The organism is Pseudomonas delhiensis (assembly GCF_900187975.1).
GTDB classification, from domain to species: Bacteria; Pseudomonadota; Gammaproteobacteria; order Pseudomonadales; family Pseudomonadaceae; genus Pseudomonas; species Pseudomonas delhiensis.
The window spans coordinates 25,899-42,264 of record NZ_FZPC01000023.1; the positions used below are offsets into that span (position 1 = coordinate 25,899).

At 71.6% G+C, this 16,366-nt stretch carries 16 protein-coding genes and 1 pseudogene; 11 read left to right on the forward strand and 6 right to left on the reverse strand.

The genetic code is table 11. The features are described 5' to 3' along the window. Window positions 1-61: 61 nt before the first annotated feature. From CHC02_RS20530 to CHC02_RS20560, 7 genes are all read left to right on the forward strand, one after another. Window positions 62-1,123, forward strand: a complete 1,062-nt coding sequence (locus CHC02_RS20530; RefSeq protein WP_089393280.1) for a WD40/YVTN/BNR-like repeat-containing protein — start codon at window positions 62-64, stop codon at window positions 1,121-1,123. Window positions 1,124-1,126: 3 nt separating this feature from the next. Next, complete coding sequence (locus tag CHC02_RS20535) at window positions 1,127-3,598, forward strand: efflux RND transporter permease subunit (protein WP_089393281.1); 2,472 nt, start codon at window positions 1,127-1,129, stop codon at window positions 3,596-3,598. A 160-nt stretch (window positions 3,599-3,758) separates the two neighbouring features. After that, complete coding sequence (locus CHC02_RS20540; RefSeq protein WP_089393282.1) at window positions 3,759-4,949, forward strand: MFS transporter; 1,191 nt, start codon at window positions 3,759-3,761, stop codon at window positions 4,947-4,949. 82 nt (window positions 4,950-5,031) lie between these two features. Beyond that, window positions 5,032-5,604, forward strand: coding sequence for a cupin domain-containing protein (locus CHC02_RS20545; RefSeq protein WP_089393283.1), 573 nt, complete (start codon window positions 5,032-5,034; stop codon window positions 5,602-5,604). Further along, window positions 5,601-6,593: a fumarylacetoacetate hydrolase family protein gene (locus CHC02_RS20550; RefSeq protein WP_089393284.1), complete on the forward strand. Its 993-nt coding sequence runs from the start codon at window positions 5,601-5,603 to the stop codon at window positions 6,591-6,593. The genes CHC02_RS20545 and CHC02_RS20550 overlap by 4 nt, the downstream gene beginning before the upstream one ends. Then, window positions 6,584-7,567 (forward strand): NAD-dependent epimerase/dehydratase family protein, encoded by a 984-nt coding sequence (locus tag CHC02_RS20555; RefSeq protein WP_089393285.1) that lies wholly within the window; start codon window positions 6,584-6,586, stop codon window positions 7,565-7,567. The genes CHC02_RS20550 and CHC02_RS20555 overlap by 10 nt, the downstream gene beginning before the upstream one ends. Next, window positions 7,564-8,349 (forward strand): cyclase family protein, encoded by a 786-nt coding sequence (locus tag CHC02_RS20560; RefSeq protein WP_089393286.1) that lies wholly within the window; start codon window positions 7,564-7,566, stop codon window positions 8,347-8,349. Before CHC02_RS20555 ends, CHC02_RS20560 begins: the two co-directional genes overlap by 4 nt. Window positions 8,350-8,371: 22 nt before the next feature. Here CHC02_RS20560 and CHC02_RS20565 read toward each other — a convergent pair whose 3' ends face one another. Genes CHC02_RS20565 through CHC02_RS20580 form a run of 4 tightly spaced genes read right to left on the reverse strand, consistent with a single transcriptional unit; the run spans window position 8,372 to window position 10,742 of the window. Next, complete coding sequence (locus tag CHC02_RS20565; RefSeq protein ID WP_089393287.1) at window positions 8,372-8,839, reverse strand: DoxX family protein; 468 nt, start codon at window positions 8,837-8,839, stop codon at window positions 8,372-8,374. Between the two features lie 10 nt (window positions 8,840-8,849). Then, window positions 8,850-9,608, reverse strand: a complete 759-nt coding sequence (locus CHC02_RS20570; protein WP_089393288.1) for an HvfC/BufC N-terminal domain-containing protein — start codon at window positions 9,606-9,608, stop codon at window positions 8,850-8,852. Beyond that, window positions 9,605-10,438 (reverse strand): MNIO family bufferin maturase, encoded by an 834-nt coding sequence (bufB, locus tag CHC02_RS20575; protein ID WP_089393289.1) that lies wholly within the window; start codon window positions 10,436-10,438, stop codon window positions 9,605-9,607. Before bufB ends, CHC02_RS20570 begins: the two co-directional genes overlap by 4 nt. A gap of 16 nt (window positions 10,439-10,454) precedes the next feature. Further along, window positions 10,455-10,742, reverse strand: coding sequence for a BufA1 family periplasmic bufferin-type metallophore (locus CHC02_RS20580; protein ID WP_089393290.1), 288 nt, complete (start codon window positions 10,740-10,742; stop codon window positions 10,455-10,457). 220 nt (window positions 10,743-10,962) lie between these two features. On the opposite strand from CHC02_RS20580, the pseudogene CHC02_RS20585 reads away from it, so the two are divergent. From CHC02_RS20585 to CHC02_RS20595, 3 genes and pseudogenes are all read left to right on the forward strand, one after another. Further along, window positions 10,963-11,555: pseudogene (locus CHC02_RS20585) on the forward strand (sigma-70 family RNA polymerase sigma factor). Beyond that, complete coding sequence (locus CHC02_RS20590; RefSeq protein ID WP_089393291.1) at window positions 11,542-12,183, forward strand: DUF1109 domain-containing protein; 642 nt, start codon at window positions 11,542-11,544, stop codon at window positions 12,181-12,183. Before CHC02_RS20585 ends, CHC02_RS20590 begins: the two are co-directional and overlap by 14 nt. 132 nt (window positions 12,184-12,315) lie before the next feature. After that, complete coding sequence (locus CHC02_RS20595; RefSeq protein ID WP_089393292.1) at window positions 12,316-12,555, forward strand: hypothetical protein; 240 nt, start codon at window positions 12,316-12,318, stop codon at window positions 12,553-12,555. A gap of 33 nt (window positions 12,556-12,588) precedes the next feature. Here CHC02_RS20595 and CHC02_RS20600 read toward each other — a convergent pair whose 3' ends face one another. Beyond that, on the reverse strand, window positions 12,589-14,160 hold the full coding sequence (locus tag CHC02_RS20600; RefSeq protein ID WP_089393293.1) for a GGDEF domain-containing protein: 1,572 nt from the start codon (window positions 14,158-14,160) through the stop codon (window positions 12,589-12,591). Between the two features lie 520 nt (window positions 14,161-14,680). Between CHC02_RS20600 and CHC02_RS20605 the strand changes: the two genes are divergently transcribed. Continuing rightward, window positions 14,681-15,118: a YqaA family protein gene (locus tag CHC02_RS20605; protein WP_089393294.1), complete on the forward strand. Its 438-nt coding sequence runs from the start codon at window positions 14,681-14,683 to the stop codon at window positions 15,116-15,118. A gap of 9 nt (window positions 15,119-15,127) precedes the next feature. Here the strand turns inward: CHC02_RS20605 and chrA are convergent, their stop codons facing one another. After that, window positions 15,128-16,330, reverse strand: coding sequence for a chromate efflux transporter (gene chrA, locus CHC02_RS20610; RefSeq protein WP_089393295.1), 1,203 nt, complete (start codon window positions 16,328-16,330; stop codon window positions 15,128-15,130). Window positions 16,331-16,366 lie beyond the last annotated feature (36 nt).

Genomic DNA, 16,366 nt, shown 5'->3' on the forward strand with positions numbered 1-16,366 from the left:
GAGACCTCGCTGTACCCGGCCTCGTCAGGCCCGACTACAAGAAAAACCAAGGTTGCGTGCGATGAAGAAGATGCTTTCCGGCCTGCTCCTGGCGGCCTGTTGCGCGGCGCCGCCGGTCCACGCGGCGAGCGTTGCCGATGTCCTGGCGCAGCCCGCCGTGCAAGGCCCCCAGGCCCTGCGCGCGGTACTGCAGGACGTGACCCGCGCCGGCCCGCGGCTGGTGGCGGTGGGCGAGCGCGGCGTGGTGCTGCTTTCCGACGATAACGGCAGCAGCTGGCGCCAGGCGAGCGTGGTGCCGGTCAGCGCCAGCCTGAGCGCCGTGCAGTTCGTCGATGCGCGCAACGGCTGGGCCGTGGGCCACGCCGGCGTGGTGCTGCACACTGAGGACGGCGGCGAGCACTGGCGCCTGCAACTGGACGGCAAGCGCGCCGCGGCCCTGGAGCTGCAGGCCGCCGAGGCCGCCGCCGACGCCGGGCGCGTCGCCGCCGCGCAGCGCCTGGTCGCCGACGGCGCCGACAAGCCGCTGCTGGCCCTGCATTTCAGCGATGCCCGCCACGGCCTGGTGCTGGGCGCCTACGGCCTGGCCCTGGCCACCGGCGATGGCGGGCGCAGCTGGCAGTCATGGATGGGCCACCTGCCCAACCCGAACGGCCTGCACCTGTATGCCGTGGCGGGGCAGGGCAGCGCGCTCTACCTCGCCGGCGAGCAGGGCCTGCTGCTGCGCTCGCGCGATGCCGGCGAGCACTTCGAGGCCCTGCAGGGCCCCTACGACGGCAGCTACTTCGCCGCCGCCGTGCTGCCCGGCGGGCGCCTGCTGGTGGGCGGCCTGCGCGGCAAGCTGTTCGCCTCCGACGACGGCGGCGCCAGCTTCCGGGCCCTGGCCAACCCGGTGCCCGCGTCGCTCAACGGCATCCGCGTGGCCGGCGGCCAACTGCTGCTCGCCAACCAGGCCGGGATGCTGCTGCGCAGCGGCCTGGACGACTTCGTCCCAAGGCCGCTGGCGGTCTCCGACGGCCTGCCGCTGACCGCCGCCACCCTCGCCGCCGACGGCGCCCTGGTGGCTGTCGGCATGGCCGGCGCGCGCCGCCTGGCGCCTTCTTCCTCCTCCAGCACAGCGGACTGAGCCATGCACGCCCCGACTTCCCCCGCGCCGTCCAGCGGCCGCCTCGACGACTTCGACAGCGCCTCCGGCTCGCTGCTGGAGCGCGCCCTGTTCAACCACCGCGGCCTGGTCCTGCTGCTGTGCCTGGCGGCGACCCTGCTGCTGGGCTGGCAGGCCACGCGCCTGACGCTCAACGCCAGCTTCGAGAAGATGATCCCCCGGGAGCACCCCTTCATCCTCAACTACCTGGCGCACCGCCAGGAGCTGGCCGGCCTGGGCAACGCCGTGCGCATCGCCGTGGCCAACCCCGCGGGCAGCATCTACGACAAGCATTACCTGCAGGTGCTGCAGCAACTCAACGACGAGGTGTACCTGCTGCCCGGCGTGGACCGCGCGGCGATGAAGTCCCTGTGGACGCCCTCCACCCGCTGGACCGGCGTCACCGAGGAGGGCCTGGAAGGCGGCCCGGTGATCCCCGACGGCTACGACGGCGGCGGCGAAAGCCTCGCCGCGCTCAAGCGCAACGTCGAGCGCTCCAACGAGATCGGCCAACTGGTGGCCTTCGACCAGCGCTCCAGCATCCTCTACGTGCCGCTGCTGGAGAAGACCCCGGACGGCCAGGCGCTGGACTACACCGCCTTCGCCCATGAGCTGGAGGCCCTGCGCGGCAAGTACCAGGCGCGGGGCGTGGACATCCACATCACCGGCTTCGCCAAGGTGGTCGGCGACCTGATCGACGGCCTGCGGCAGATCCTGCTGTTCTTCGCCGCCGCCATCGCCATCACCGCGGCGGTGCTCTACTGGTACACCCGCTGCGTGCGCAGCACCGCGCTGGTGGTGGTGTGCTCGCTGGTGGCGGTGGTCTGGCAGCTGGGCCTGCTGCCCTTGCTGGGCTACGAACTGGACCCGTACTCGGTGCTGGTGCCCTTCCTGGTGTTCGCCATCGGCATGAGCCACGGCGCGCAGAAGATGAACGGCATCATGCAGGACATCGGCCGCGGCATGCACCGCCTGGTGGCGGCGCGCTTCACCTTCCGCCGGCTGTTCCTCGCCGGGCTCACCGCGCTGCTGTGCGACGCGGTCGGCTTCGCGGTGCTGATGATCATCCGCATCCAGGTCATCCAGGACCTGGCGGTGATCGCCAGCCTGGGCGTGGCGGTGCTGATCTTCACCAACCTGATCCTGCTGCCGGTGCTGCTGTCCTACGTCGGCGTCAGCCCCAGGGCGGCGCGGCGCAGCCTGCGCGCCGAAGAGGCCGAGGCGAGCGGGGCGGACAAGCATGCCGCGTGGCGCTTCCTCGACCTGTTCACCCGCCGCCGCTGGGCCGCGCTCTGCATCGCCGTGGCCGCGCTGCTGGCGGCCGGCGGCTACGCGGTGAGCCTGAACCTGAAGGTCGGCGACCTCGACGCCGGCGCCCCGGAGCTGCGCCCGGACTCGCGCTACAACCGCGACAACGCCTTCGTCACCGCGCACTACGGCGCCAGCAGCGACGTCTTCGCGGTGATGGTGCAGACCCCGGCCGGCGCCTGCTCGGCCTACGACACCCTCAAGCGCGTCGACGACCTGGACTGGCAACTGCGCGGCCTGCCGGGCGTGGACTCGACCAACTCCCTGGCGCTGCTCGAGCGCCGGGTGCTGGTCGGCCTCTCCGAGGGCAGCCCGAAGTGGTACGAACTGGTGAACAACCAGGCCACCCTCAACATGGTCACCGCCAACGCCCCGCGAGGCCTGTACAACGACGACTGCAGCCTGCTGACGCTCTACGCCTACCTCACCGACCACAAGGCCGACACCCTGGCGCGGGTGGTCGACAGCGTGCAGGCCTTCGCCCGCGACAACGACGGCGAGCAGGCGAAATTCCTCCTGGCCGCCGGCAGCGCGGGTATCGAAGCGGCCACCAACATCGTGGTCAGGCAGGCCAACCACGACATGCTCTGGTGGGTGTACGGCGCGGTCGTGCTGCTTTGCCTGGTGACCTTCCGTTCCTGGCGCGCGGTGCTCTGCGCGGTGCTGCCGCTGGTGCTCACCTCGATCCTCTGCGAGGCGCTGATGGTGGCGCTGGGCATCGGCGTGAAGGTCGCGACCCTGCCGGTGATCGCCCTCGGCGTGGGCATCGGCGTGGACTACGCGCTCTACGTCATGAGCATCGTCCTGGCCCAGCTGCGCCAGGGCGCCAGCCTCTCCACCGCCTATTACCGGGCGCTGCTGTTCACCGGCAAGGTGGTGATGCTCACCGGCGTGACCCTGGCCATCGGCGTGGGCACCTGGATCTTCTCGCCCATCAAGTTCCAGGCCGACATGGGCGTGCTGCTGGCCTTCATGTTCGTCTGGAACATGGTCGGCGCACTGGTGCTGCTGCCGGCGCTCGCCTACTTCCTGCTGCCCCGGCGCCAGGCGCAGCCCGCCGTGCCGGCGCACCACCTGGAGGAAATCCACCACGACCGCGACTGCTGCCAGCCGAACACCAACCAGAGGACCGCCCGATGCCATGCCTGAACGAATCGACTGCCGGATCCACTTGTAGGAGCGCCCCCTGGGCGCGAATCGCGGGCAGGGCCCGCTCCTACAGGTGTGCTGGGAACGCCGCCGTAGGATGGGTTGAGCGAAGCGATACCCATCGCCACGATCCCATGGGTTTCCGGCGCGGAGGTGCGCAATGACCGCCCCACGCCCCGCCGGCAGCGCCCAGGCCCTGCTACTGCTGTTCGGCAGCTGCCTGCCGGTGCTCGGCGCCGTGCTCATAGCGCCGGTGCTGCCGCGCATGCAGGCGCACTTCGCCGAAACCCCGGGCGCCGCCGTGCTGGTGCCCGTCGCCCTGACCCTGCCGGCGCTGGTGATCGCCTTCCTGGCGCCCCTGGCCGGGCTGCTGGCCGACCGCGTCGGGCGCCGCCCGCTGCTGCTCGCCAGCATGCTGCTGTACAGCCTGTGCGGGGTGCTGCCGCTGTGGCTCGACTCGCTGGGGGCGATCGTCGCCAGCCGCGCCGGCATCGGCCTGGCCGAAGCCGGCATCATGACCTGCTGCACCACCCTGATGGGCGACTACTTCGACGGCCCGCGCCGCGAGCGCCTGTTCGCCCTGCAGATGGTCGCCACCTCGCTGTCCGCCGCGCTGTTCATGGGCCTGGGCGGGGCGCTGGGGGAGAGCGGCTGGCGCACGCCCTTCGCGCTCTACGCGGTGGGCCTGCTGTGCCTGCCGCTGATGGCGGCGCTGCTGTGGGAGCCCCGGGGCCATCGGGGCGAGCGCGTCCAGCCCGCCGCCGGGCGCTTCCCCTGGGCCGCGCTGGCGCCGTTGTACCTGCTGACCCTGCTGGCCGGTGTCAGCCTGTTCATCGTCCCGGTGCAGGCCGGCTACCTGCTGCAACTGCTGCACGTGGACGCGCCGCAGCAGGTGGGCATGACCATGGGCGCCAACCAGCTCGGCGTGCTCGCCGGGGCCCTGGCCTTCCGCCTGCTCGCCGCGTTGCCGGCGCGGCGCCTGCTGGCCCTGGGCTTCGCCACCGCAGGCCTGGGCGGTGCGCTCATGGCCCTGGCCGGCAGCCACGCGCCGGTGGTGCTGGCGGTGCTGGTCAACGGCCTGGGCGTGGGCCTGCTGCTGCCGACGCTGATCACCCAGGTGATGCTGCAGGTCGGCTTCGACCAGCGCGGCCGCGCCACCGGCGGCTTCACCGCGTCCATCTTCGCCGGCGAGTTCCTCAGCCCGCTGCTGGTGCTGGCGCTGACCGGCGGCGACAACCCGCGGCTGCCCCAGGCCCTGCTGCTGGTCGCCAGCGCCCAGCTGGTGCTGGCCCCGCTGTGCCTGGCGCTGCTGCGCCGCGGCCGGCCCGTGCCGGTGGTGGAGGCGCTATGAGCGAGTCTCTCTTCCCGGCCCCACGTCCGCGCCCGACCTGCGGGCGAAACCTCATCGTCGACGGCAATCCACAGGAGTAGCCATGCACCCGCTTCCCGAATTCAAACGCATCGTCACCGGGCACGACGCCCAGGGCCGGGCGGTGGTCGCCAGCTGCGGCCCGACGCCCAACGTCTTCCCGCTCAAGGCCGTGCCCGGCACCGTCTTCCATGAGATATGGAGCAGCGCCACCAGCCCGGCGCCGCTGGACGACGGCGACGACCCGACCGACCAGCCGCTGCAGCTGAGCCCCGGCCCGCTGGGCAGCGTGATCCGCGTGGTGGACATCCCGCCGGACAGCGTGCAGAACCAGGTCAGCGCCGAAGAGGCCGCGGCCGCCTTCGCCGAGATCGGCCAGGCCCACGCCGGCACCGGCAAGGCCGATTCGAGGCACAGGCTGATGCACCGCACCCGGACCCTCGACTACGGCATCGTCACCGAAGGCGAGGTGTGGCTGGTGCTCGATGACGGCGAGGTACACCTCAAGCATGGCGACATCGTGGTCCAGCGCGGCACCAACCACGCCTGGAGCAACCGCACCGAGCAGATGGCGCGGATGGTCTTCATCCTTCTCGACGGCCGCTACGCCGAAGCGCTGGAGGCGCTGCTGCCATGAAGCTCGCGACCCTCGACGACGGCAGCCGCGACGGCCGCCTGCTGGTGGTTTCCCGCGACCTGCAACGGGCGGTGGAGGCCGGCGGCATCGCCGCCACCCTGCAGGCGGGGCTGGAACACTGGGAGGCCGTCGAACCCGGCCTGCAACGCCTCTACCAGCGCCTGAACGCCAACGAACTGGCCGACGCCTTCGCCCTCGATCCCACCCGCCTGGCCGCGCCGCTGCCCCGTGCCTGGCAGTGGCTGGACGGCTCCTGCTTCCTCAGCCACGGCGAGCTGATGCAGAAGGCCTTCAATCTCGAACCCATCGCCGGCGCCGACAGCATCCCGCTGATGTACCAGGGCGCCGGCGACGACTTCCTCGGCCCGCGCGCGGACATCCCGCTGCCCAGCGAGGCCCACGGCATCGATTTCGAAGGCGAATTCGCCGTGCTGGTGGACGCGGTGCCCATGGGCTGCCCGGCCGAATGCGCCCTGGCCCACGTACGCCTGGTCCTGCAGCTCAACGACGTCAGCCTGCGCGCCCTGGCGCCGCGGGAGATGAAGACCGGCTTCGGCTTCCTCCAGGCCAAGCCCGCCAGCAGCTTCGCCCCGGTGGCGGTGACCCCGGACGAGCTGGGCGAGGCCTGGCGCGACGGCCGCGTGCACCTGCCGCTGCAGGTGGAATGGAACGGCGAATGGTTCGGCCACCCCCATGGCGGGGCCATGCATTTCGGCTTCCACCAGTTGATCGCCCACGCGGCGCTGACGCGACGGTTGAGCGCCGGCACCCTGGTCGGCTCGGGCACCGTCTCCAACGCCGACCGCAGCGTCGGCTCGGCCTGCATCGCCGAGCGCCGCGCCATCGAGACCATCGCCCAGGGCGCACCGCGCACCGGCTTCATGCGCTTCGGCGACCGCGTGCGCATGGAGGCCCGTGGCCCGGACGGCGAGGTGCTGTTCGGCGCCATCGACCAGCGCGTGGTGCAGGGGGGCTGGCCATGCGCGTGATGGTCAGCGGGGCCAACGGCTTCGTCGGCCGCGAGCTGGTCGGGCGCCTGCTGGCGCAGGGCGAACTGCGCGGGCAGCGAATAGAGGCGCTGCTGCTGCTCGACCAACAGCTGGACGGCCTGCCGGACGACCGCCGCCTGCGCCGCCACTTCGGCAGCATCACCGATCCGGCGCTGCTGCGCCGGGTGCTGGCCGACGGCATCGACGTGGTCTTCCACCTGGTCAGCGTGCCCGGTGGCGCCGCCGAGGCTCAGTACGAGCTGGGCTACCAGGTCAACCTGCAGGCCAGCCTGGAGCTGCTGCAGCAACTGCGCAACCGCGAACGCCCGCCGGTGCTGGTGTACGCCAGCAGCGTGGCGGTATACGGCGGCGAGCTGCCGGCGCGCATGGACGAGGCGCAGCCGGCCCGCCCGCAGCTGTCCTACGCGGCGCACAAGCTGATGGTCGAGACTGCCCTGGAGGACCTGGCCCGCCGCAGCGAGGTGGACGGCCGCGCCCTGCGCCTGCCCGGCATAGTCGCCCGGCCGCGGCAGCCCAACGGCCTGCGCTCGGCGTTCATGAGCGACCTGCTGCACGCCTATGCGGCAGGGGAGCCCTACACCTGCCCGGTGTCGCCGCAGGCCACGGCCTGGTGGATGTCGGCGCGCTGCTGCGTGGACAACCTGCTGCACGCCGCCGAGCTGGAGAGCCCCGGCGAGCGGCGGGTATGGCAGCTGCCGGTGCTGCAGCTGTCCATCGCCCAGGTGCTCGACGCCCTGGCCGCCAGCTTCGGCGAGGCCCACCGCGAGCGCATCGCCTTCGAGCCCGACGCGCAGCTGGAGGCCCTGTTCGGCCGCTTCCCGCCGCTGCGCACGCCCCACGCCCGCGCCCTGGGCTTCCGCCACGACGGCACGGCCGCCGCGCTGCTGCGCAATGCCCTCGACCTCACGCCGCGCCGCAGCCGCGCGGCCGCCCGCAAAGGAGTTTCCGCATGAACCTGAGCAAGCGCCGCCTGCTCGACCTCTCGGTGAGCCTGGACAACAACCCCTACAGCGACCCGCCGCCGCTGCTGCCGAGGATCGACTACATGGACCACCAGCAGGGCTGGGCGGAAATGGCCGCGATGTTCCCCGGCCTGCGCAAGGAAGACCTGCCGGGCAACGAGGCCTGGGCCGCCGAGCGCCTGCAGGTCACCACCCACAGCGGCACCCACATGGACGCGCCCTGGCACTACGCCTCCACCACCGACGGCGGCAAGCCGGCCTTCGGCATCGACGAGCTGCCGCTGGAATGGTGCCTGCAGCCGGGGGTGAAGCTGGACTTCCGCCACCTGCCCGACGGCCACGTGGTGACGGCGGCGCAGGTGGAGGCGGAGCTGGCGCGCATCGGCCACGCCCTGCAGCCACTGGACATCGTGCTGGTGAACACCCGCGCCGGCAGCCTGTTCGGCCAGCCGGGCTACCTCGACGCCGGCATCGGCATGGGCCGCGAGGCCACGCTCTACCTGCTGGAGCGCGGCGTGCGGGTGGTGGGCACCGATGCCTGGAGCTGGGACGCGCCCTTCAAATACACCCGCGAGCGCTTCGCCGCCAGCGGCGACGCCTCGATCATCTGGGAAGGCCACAAGGCCGGGCGCGACATCGGCTACGGGCAGATGGAGAAGCTGGCCAACCTGGAACAGCTGCCGGCCCATGGCTTCCTGGTCAGCTGCTTCCCCTACAAGATCCGCCACGCCTCGGCGGGCTTCGTCCGCGCGGTGGCGATTTTCGAGGGCTGAGGGCCGGGCGGGCGGTGCCGCATCAGCGGATGCCCAGCAGGCGGTCCAGCGACAGCCTGCCGCCGCCGCGGGCGACCAGCAGCAGGAGCAGCCCGGCCCAGGACAGGTGGGTTGGCCAGGCGTCGGGGTAGACGAAGACTTCGATCACCGTGGTCATGCCCAGCAGCGCCAGGGCCGAGAGACGGGTGCCCAGGCCCAGCACCAGCAGCAGCGGGAACAGGTGTTCGGCGTAGGTGGCCAGGTGCGCGGCCAGGTACGGCGAAACCAGCGGCAGCGCGTATTCGCTGCGGAACAGCTCGTAGGTGCCCGGGGTGATGCTGAGGAAGCCCTCGACCTTGGTGCGCCCGGAAAGGAAGAAGATCGAGGCGATGCCCAGCCGCGCCAGCAGGCACAGGAAGCTGTCGCCGAGCAGGCGCTGCAGGGTGTCGGCCAGCCGGTTCCAGTGGTGCAGCAGGCGGTGGCGGCTGGCCGGGGAATGGATGATGTCCATGGCGGGTTCCTCAGTGGGGCAGGATGAGCGGGGCGAAGGCCGCGGCGGCCAGCAGGCGGCCGAGCAGGGCGGTGAAGTCGAGGTCGGGCTGGGCCTGCAGGGCCAGGGTGGAGGCCCGGTCGAGGTCGTGCCCGGCGGCGCAGGCGTCGAGGAAGGCGCAGCCGCCGATCTCCAGCGGCTGCCAGGCCACGCCCGCGGCGCTGCCCACCAGCAGGGCGCCTTCGCCGTGCCAGGGGAGTTCCTCGGGCAGGGCCAGGGCCTGGCGGTTATGGCGCCACAGGCTGTAGATCGGCTGCCCGGCGAACCAGCGCCAGCGCACGCAGGCCCGCGGGCGCAGGCGGCAGCGGGAGAGGTCGCTGGCGGTCATGCCGGCCAGTTCGGCCAGGCCGAGGGCGGGCTCCTGCTCGGCGGCGAAGGCCTCCAGCCAGAGCCGGTCCAGGCGCGCCACCTCGGCCAGGTAGGGCAGTGGGCGGGCCGGCTCGAAAGCGCCGAGGAAGTCGGCGAAACCTTCGCCATAGAGAACCAGCCGCGCATCGGTCGGCGGGGCCTGCCGGGCATACAGCGCCGCGGCGCCTTCCAGCCAGCCGCGGCCGACCAGGCGCTCGACGGCGGGGAAGTTGTCGCACAGGGCGTCGACGCAGCCCTTGAGCACGGTGTTGCGGTAGACCGCGAAGCCGGGCTGGGTGGCCAGCGCCGCCAGCTCCCCCGCCGGGTGCTGGTAGAGCGCTTCGACGAAGTCATCCTGGAAGCGTCCGAGGGAACCGTTCATGAGGCCCTCCGTTGCAGGTCGAGGATGGCCTGGGCGCGTTCGCGTTCGGCCAGCAGTATGTCGAATGCGGGGATCTGGCCGTCGCGCTCGATCAGCGTCGGCCGCGGGCCGATGCGCCGGACCAGGCGCTGGTAGAGCGTCCAGACCGCATCGGCGATGGGGGCGTCGTGGGAGTCCACCAGCAACTCGCCGCCGTCGTCGCGGCTATGCCCGGCGAGGTGGATCTCGACCACGGCCTCGGCGGGAAAACGGTCCAGGTAGGCGCCGGCGTCGAAGCCGAGGTTGTGGGCGCTGACGTGCACGTTGCTGACGTCCAGCAACAGGCCGCAGCCGGTGCGCCGTGCCAGTTCGGCGAGGAAGTCGATCTCGTCCCGTTCATGGCCGTCCAGGTGCAGGTAGTGGCTGGGGTTCTCCACGGCGATGCGCCGGCCCAGCGCGTCCTGGGTACGCTGGATGTTATCGGCGATGCGCGCCAGGGCCTCGTCGCTGCGCGGGAAGGGCAGCAGGTCGGGGTGGTAGTGGCCGCGCCAGGCGGACCAGGCCAGGTGTTCCGAGACCAGCACTGGCCGTACGCGCTCAGCCAGGGCGCGCAGGCGCTGCAGGTGCGCCGTGTCGGGCGGGGCGTCGGCCGCCAGGGACAACGAGACCCCGTGCAGCGACAGCGGATGGCGCTCGGCGATGCGCTCCAGCCAGGCGAGGCGCGGGCCGCCGACCATGTAGTTCTCCGGGTGGACTTCGAACCAGAGCCCTTCGGCGCCGCAGTCCAGGGCCTGGGCATAGTGCTCGGCCTTCAGGCCCAGGCCGGCGCCTGGTGCGTGGGTGGCGTTCATGGTCGGCGGCCTTGGCTCAGGACTTCATCGGGGTCAGCGAGCCCATGCCGTGGGGCGTCTTGATCGAGGTGCAGGTACCGGCCGGGACGTTCTTCCAGTGCAGGCCGTCATAGTCCTTCTTGGCGCTGCCGGCGCAGGTGGTGCCGGCGCCGGCCTTGCAGTCGTTCTTGCCGGCCAGGGCCACGCCGTAGCATTTCTCCAGGGCGGCACCTGCGCCGGCCTGGGTGTTCATGTCGTCGGCCAGGGCGGCGCCGGCGAGGGAGGCGAGGGCCAGGGCGGCGCTGGCGAGGGCGATGCTTTTCATGGTGCGGTCTCCGAAAGGTTGGGATGGCCGGCGGAGGGTTACCGTCGGCTCATGAACCAGTTCGCCGCCTGCGGCCGTCCGGTTACAGCACCGCGAAAATTTTTTTGAGGTTTCTCGCCCGCCGCCCTAACGTATTGAACGACGGCCGTTTTTTTCAGGCTGTCCGAGGGCGTGTTCGGCCCTGGGGAAAATTTCATCCGCGGTGTAACCAGGGCGACCGATGCAACGAACTACCAGCCAGGAGCAGTTGAACGCACGCGAGGCACAGCTCCAGGCCTTGCTGTTGCGTGGCCTGGCCGGCGACGCCGCGGCCTACCGTGACTTCCTCGGCGCCCTCGGCGCGCACCTGCGGGCCTTCTTGCGCCGCGGCGCCTGGCGCAGCGTCCGGCGGAGGTCGAGGACCTGCTGCAGGAGGTGCTTTTGGCCGTGCACAACGCCCGCCATACCTACCGCGCCGAGCAGCCGCTGACCGCCTGGGTGCAGGCCATAGCGCGCTACAAGCTGGCCGACCACTTCCGTGCCTTCGCCCGCCGCGAGGCCCTGCAGCAGCCCCTGGAGGAGGATGACGGGGAACTGTTCGCCGGCGAGGACGACGAACCGGCCCATGCCAGCCGCGACCTGGGCCGGCTGCTGCAGCGGCTGCCCGAGCGGCAGCGCCTGCCGATCGTCCACGTGAAGCTGGAGGGCCTGTCGGTGGAGGAGACCGCGCGGCTCACCGGGCTCTCCAGCTCCGCGGTGAAGGTCGGCATCCACCGCGGGCTCAAGGCCCTGGCGGGCATGATTCGAGGTAAGCGCAACGATGAAGACCGATGAACTGATCGACCTGCTCGCCGCCGGCGAAACGGCGGTGGACCGGCACGCCCTGGCGCGGCGCTTCGCCCTGGCCCTGCTGGGCGGCGGCCTGGGCGCGCTGCTGCTGGTGGCGGCGCTCTACGGCGTGCGCGCGGACCTCGCCGAGGTGGCGCGCACGCCGCTGTTCTGGGCCAAGCTGGCGCTGCCGGGCAGCCTGGCGCCGCTGGCGCTGTGGCTGTGCGGCCGCCTGGCGCGCCCCGGTGTGCGTGGCGGCGCGGCCTGGGCCGCGCTGTGCCTGCCGGTGCTGCTGGTATGGCTGGGCGGCGCCCTGGCGCTGGCCGGTGCGCCGCTGGAAGCGCGCGCCGACCTGGTGTTCGGCCGCACCTGGCGCACCTGCCCGCTGAACATCGCGCTGCTGTCGCTGCCGGCCTTCGTCGGCGTGTTCTGGGCCCTGCGCGGCCTGGCGCCGACGCGCTTGCGCCAGGCCGGCGCCGCTGGCGGCCTGCTCGCCGGGGCTACCGCCACCCTGGCCTACTGCCTGCACTGCCCGGAAATGGGCGTGCCCTTCTGGGGGATCTGGTACCTGCTGGGCATGCTCCTGCCGACACTGCTGGGCGCGATGCTGGGCCCGCGCCTGCTGCGCTGGTGAGGCGTGCCCCCTGTCGGGGGGCGCATGTGTCGCTATTGGCGAAGCCCGGGCACTGCCGGTTGTCGGCTCGTCCGCTGGCCGGGAGAAATCGGAGCTATTCATGCACTGCTCCCGTCAACGATGGAGGAGGAAATGGAACGACTAAGGAAGGTGTTGCTGGCCTCTGCAATCAACGAGACTTCCGCCGTGCAGGTCCTGCGGCAGGCCGCGGCGGAAGTCGCTTCGCCCGATACCGCCGCAGCCCTGCTCACCGCCGCGAAACGCCTGGAGGAGAGTGCCGATGCGCTGCTGCAGGCCGCGCACCGGATCGAGCTGACACTGCACCCCGACGCCCGGGAAGAAAGCCTGGCAGGGCTCGCGCCACTGGAATGAGCCGCCTGGCGGGGAGGGTGGCGGTGGCGCCGTTCAGGCGGCCGTGGTCGAGGTTCCCCGGCCGCGGACCATCACCCGGTTCCTGCCGGCCTGCTTCGCCTGGTAGAGCAGTTCGTCCGCCTCCTTGAGCGTGGCGGCGACATCCGTCCGGTCCGCCGTCCAGCAGGCGACCCCCGCCGACAGGGTGACCTGCCCGGCCGGGGGGACGACGGCTTCGGCCATCGAGCGGCGGATCCGTTCCGCCACTTCCGCCGCGTCGGCCAGGCCCGTCAGCGGCAGCAACAGGATGAACTCCTCGCCGCCCACCCGGCAGGGCACGTCGCCGTCGCGGCAGTTCTGCCGCAGCAGCTCGGCGAAGGCCTGCAGCACCTTGTCGCCGACGTCGTGGCCGAAGGCGTCGTTGACCCGCTTGAAGTGGTCGATGTCCATGCTGATCACCGCGAAAGGTTTTTCCAGCAGCGCCCAGTCGCGCAGGCAGTCCTCCAGCATGCGCCGGTTCGCCAGGCCGGTCAGCGGGTCGCTGAGCACCTGGTGGTTGAGCTTGCCGATGCGCTCCTGGGTCAGCAGCGCGCCCTGGACCAGGGCACGGCGGATGCGCCAGGCCTCGTAGTACCAGGCGCGCACCTTGCCGATGCCGCGGGAGTCGTCCAGTTGCTCGGCGTAGTCGGCCAGGCGGCTCAGGGGTGCGCTGATCCGCGAGGCGGCCCACCAGAGCAGGACGAACCCCAGCAGGGCCATGGGCACTATGCCCTGCACCACCTCCAGCATCAGCGCCCGCAGGGCGGCGAGGGGAACGCTCAGCGGTTGCTGGGAAACCACGCCCCAGCCGCTGCTGGACACCGGCGCGAAGCCCGCCAGCATCTCCACCCCTTCGTCGTCGGTGACCGGCATGGCGCCGCTCTCGCCGCGCAGCACGGCGTCCACCGCCGCGTTCGGGCCCACGGCCTTGCCTATGCGGTCGGCGTCGGGGTGGAACAGCAGGTGGCGGTTGCCGTCCACCAGGTAGAGGTAGGAGGCGTCGGTCTGGAAGTGCTTGCTGACGATCTCGTTGAGGGCGTTGTTCTTGCGCAGGTAGATGGTGCCCCCGACCAGCCCCAGGTACTCGCCCCGGGAGCTGTGGATGGGGTGGGAGACGAACACGATCAGGTTGCCCACCAGTGAATGGAAGGCCGGGCTGATCATCGCCTGCTTGCGCTCCAGCGGCTCCCGCGAGCGCAGGCTCTGGCCGGCCAGGCTGAGCGCCGGTGGGTAGGAGGCCAGTATGCGGCCCTGGGCATTGGCCACCACCAGGGTGTTGAAGCTCTGGTCCTGCTCCGCCAGGCGCCGGGTTTCCGCTTCCAGCGTTGCCCGGGAAGCGAAGTCCCCGCCCATCACCTGGGCGCTGTAGCGCAGCCGGCCAAGGTCGGCGTCCAGGCTCTGGCCGAGGGTCAGGGCGACTTTCGCCGCGTAGGCGCGGTTGGTTTCCAGCGAGTTGCGCACCAGCGTCTCGCGCTGGATCCGGTAGGTGGCATAGAGGTCGTTCAGCAGGGTGGCGAGGATGGCCACCGAGGTGAACAGCAGGATCAGCGTGCGCAGGTTGAGCTTGGGGATGGCCCCGGCTGGCATGGGTGTATTCCAGTGGCACGTGGTAGTTGGCGGCCCGCAACGGCCGGGCCGCCGGCTTCCGGCAGGCAGCGACCCGTCAAGGGTCGGTCCTTCGGTGCTGCATCCGCATATCCTGCCAAGGTTCATGGTAGGTGAAAATTTGGTGGCATATGGCCATTATTTGACCAATGGTGTGCGACGGGTCGTCTGGCCCCAGGCCCGGGGGCTTCCGCAAACGAGATCATGGGCGCCTGTTCGGGGAATCCACCTTGCCGGCAGGGCTTTTGCCCAGAGCACCTGCTCGAAGGTCGACAGTCGTTTCCCGGTCTGGGGCAACCCCTACTGCAACAGCTTGTCGAGGTACGCCCGAGGCGAATGGGGCGGGTTCTTCAAGGCGGCGGACCACCAGGGGGCCGGCTGGCGCATCTTGGTAGTGCCTGATGGCACCTTGGCTTCACCCTGGGTGGCTGTCGGGCATGCCCGCCGCTGGGGTAGGCTTGCGCGTTCCATTCCATGGCCGGCTCGGGCGGCTGACACCTGTATGTGGCACGCAAGCGGATATCTCGGTCTTTTCGCCTCGGCCTTCGGCGCCGCCACCCTGTTGCCGCTGCAGTCCGAGGCGCTGCTGGTGGCACTGCTGCTGGCCGGGCAGCACGCCGCGCCGGCGCTGCTGCTGGTGGCCACGCTGGGCAACGTCGCCGGTTCCGCGCTGAACTGGGTGCTGGGCCGCTACCTGGAGCACTGGCGGGACAAGCGCTGGTTCCCGGTTTCGGCCGAACGCCTGGCGAAGGTCCAGGGCACCTACCATCGCTACGGCCGCTGGTCGTTGCTGCTGAGCTGGGCGCCGCTGATCGGCGACCCGCTCACCGTCGTGGCCGGCCTGATGCGCGAACCCTTCTGGAGCTTCCTGCTGATCGTCGCCTTCGCCAAGGCCGCCCGCTACGGCGTGCTCTACGCGATGACCCTGGGCTGGGCCTGAGCCACCGCGTCAGCCGCCCTGCAGAGCGCCGCCGGCGGCCGCCGTGGCCAGCACCACCAGCCAGGCGGGCACCTTGCAGAACTGCAGGGCGGCCAGCGCGACGAGCGCCAGGGCGAAGTCCCGCGGCTGCAGGATGGCGCTGGTCCACACCGGCTGGTACAGCGCTGCCAGCAGCAGCCCGACGACGCCGGCATTGATGCCCATCATCGCCGCCCGGGCCCGTGGCAGGCGGCGTAGACGCTCCCAGAGCGGCAGCGCGCCGCACAGCAGCATGAACGCCGGCGCGAAGATCGCGGCCAGGTAGAGCAGGCCGCCCGCCCAGCCCGAAGGGCCGGCCTGCATGGACGCCCCGAGGAAGGCGGCAAAGCTGAACAGCGGGCCGGGCACGGCCTGCGCCGCGCCGTAGCCCGCCAGGAAGGCCTCGTTGCCGACCCAACCCCTGGCCACGACCTCCGCCTGCAGCAAGGGCAGCACCACGTGTCCGCCGCCGAACACCAGCGCGCCGCTGCGGAAGAAGGCATCCATGCGCAGCAGCGTCGGGTCCAGGCTCAGCGCCGCCAGCAGCGGCAGCCCCAGCAGCAGGAGCGCGAACAGCCCCAGCCAGCGCCAGCCGGCGCGCGGGCCGAGCGGCACGGCCAGGTGCTCGCCGGCGGCGGCCTGCCCGGGCTTCAGGCAGGCCAGGCCAATGCCGCCGGCCAGCGCGATGACCAGCAACTGCAGCCAGGCGGCGGGGGCGAGCAGCGCCAGGCCGGCCGCCACGGCCATGATGCCCAGGCGCGGCGTGTCCGGGCATAGGTTGCGGGCCATGCCCCATACGGCCTGGGCGACCACGGCCACGGCCACCACCTTCAGACCGTGCAGCACGCCGGCGGGCACCAGGCCCGCGTCCTGCGCGATGCCCTGGGCGAAGAGGATCAGCACCACCGCCGATGGCAGCGTGAAGCCCACCCAGGCGGCGAGGGCGCCGGCATAGCCGGCGCGCGACAGGCCGATCGCCATGCCCACCTGGCTGCTGGCCGGGCCGGGCAGGAACTGGCACAGCGCGACCAGGTCGGCGTAGGCCCGCTCGCCGAGCCAGCGCCGGCGGACCACGAACTCCTGGTGGAAATAGCCGAGGTGCGCCACCGGCCCGCCGAACGAGGTCAGCCCCAGGCGCAGGAAGACCAGGAAGACGGTCAGCAGGCCGGATTGGCGGGAAGCGGCGTCAGGCATGGGGCGGGTCCGGTGGCAGGGCGGCCGTCGACGATA

Coding starts and splice junctions, on each gene's coding strand:
- CHC02_RS20600 (WP_089393293.1), bottom strand. CDS start 14,160: ATGCCAGCCGGGGCCATCCCCAAGCTCAACCTGCGCACGCTGATCCTG.
- CHC02_RS20545 (WP_089393283.1), top strand. CDS start 5,032: ATGCACCCGCTTCCCGAATTCAAACGCATCGTCACCGGGCACGACGCC.
- CHC02_RS20540 (WP_089393282.1), top strand. CDS start 3,759: ATGACCGCCCCACGCCCCGCCGGCAGCGCCCAGGCCCTGCTACTGCTG.
- CHC02_RS20535 (WP_089393281.1), top strand. CDS start 1,127: ATGCACGCCCCGACTTCCCCCGCGCCGTCCAGCGGCCGCCTCGACGAC.
- CHC02_RS20580 (WP_089393290.1), bottom strand. CDS start 10,742: ATGAAAAGCATCGCCCTCGCCAGCGCCGCCCTGGCCCTCGCCTCCCTC.
- CHC02_RS20570 (WP_089393288.1), bottom strand. CDS start 9,608: ATGAACGGTTCCCTCGGACGCTTCCAGGATGACTTCGTCGAAGCGCTC.
- CHC02_RS20530 (WP_089393280.1), top strand. CDS start 62: ATGAAGAAGATGCTTTCCGGCCTGCTCCTGGCGGCCTGTTGCGCGGCG.
- CHC02_RS20565 (WP_089393287.1), bottom strand. CDS start 8,839: ATGGACATCATCCATTCCCCGGCCAGCCGCCACCGCCTGCTGCACCAC.
- bufB (WP_089393289.1), bottom strand. CDS start 10,438: ATGAACGCCACCCACGCACCAGGCGCCGGCCTGGGCCTGAAGGCCGAG.
- CHC02_RS20555 (WP_089393285.1), top strand. CDS start 6,584: ATGCGCGTGATGGTCAGCGGGGCCAACGGCTTCGTCGGCCGCGAGCTG.
- chrA (WP_089393295.1), bottom strand. CDS start 16,330: ATGCCTGACGCCGCTTCCCGCCAATCCGGCCTGCTGACCGTCTTCCTG.
- CHC02_RS20605 (WP_089393294.1), top strand. CDS start 14,681: ATGTGGCACGCAAGCGGATATCTCGGTCTTTTCGCCTCGGCCTTCGGC.
- CHC02_RS20550 (WP_089393284.1), top strand. CDS start 5,601: ATGAAGCTCGCGACCCTCGACGACGGCAGCCGCGACGGCCGCCTGCTG.
- CHC02_RS20590 (WP_089393291.1), top strand. CDS start 11,542: ATGAAGACCGATGAACTGATCGACCTGCTCGCCGCCGGCGAAACGGCG.
- CHC02_RS20595 (WP_089393292.1), top strand. CDS start 12,316: ATGGAACGACTAAGGAAGGTGTTGCTGGCCTCTGCAATCAACGAGACT.
- CHC02_RS20560 (WP_089393286.1), top strand. CDS start 7,564: ATGAACCTGAGCAAGCGCCGCCTGCTCGACCTCTCGGTGAGCCTGGAC.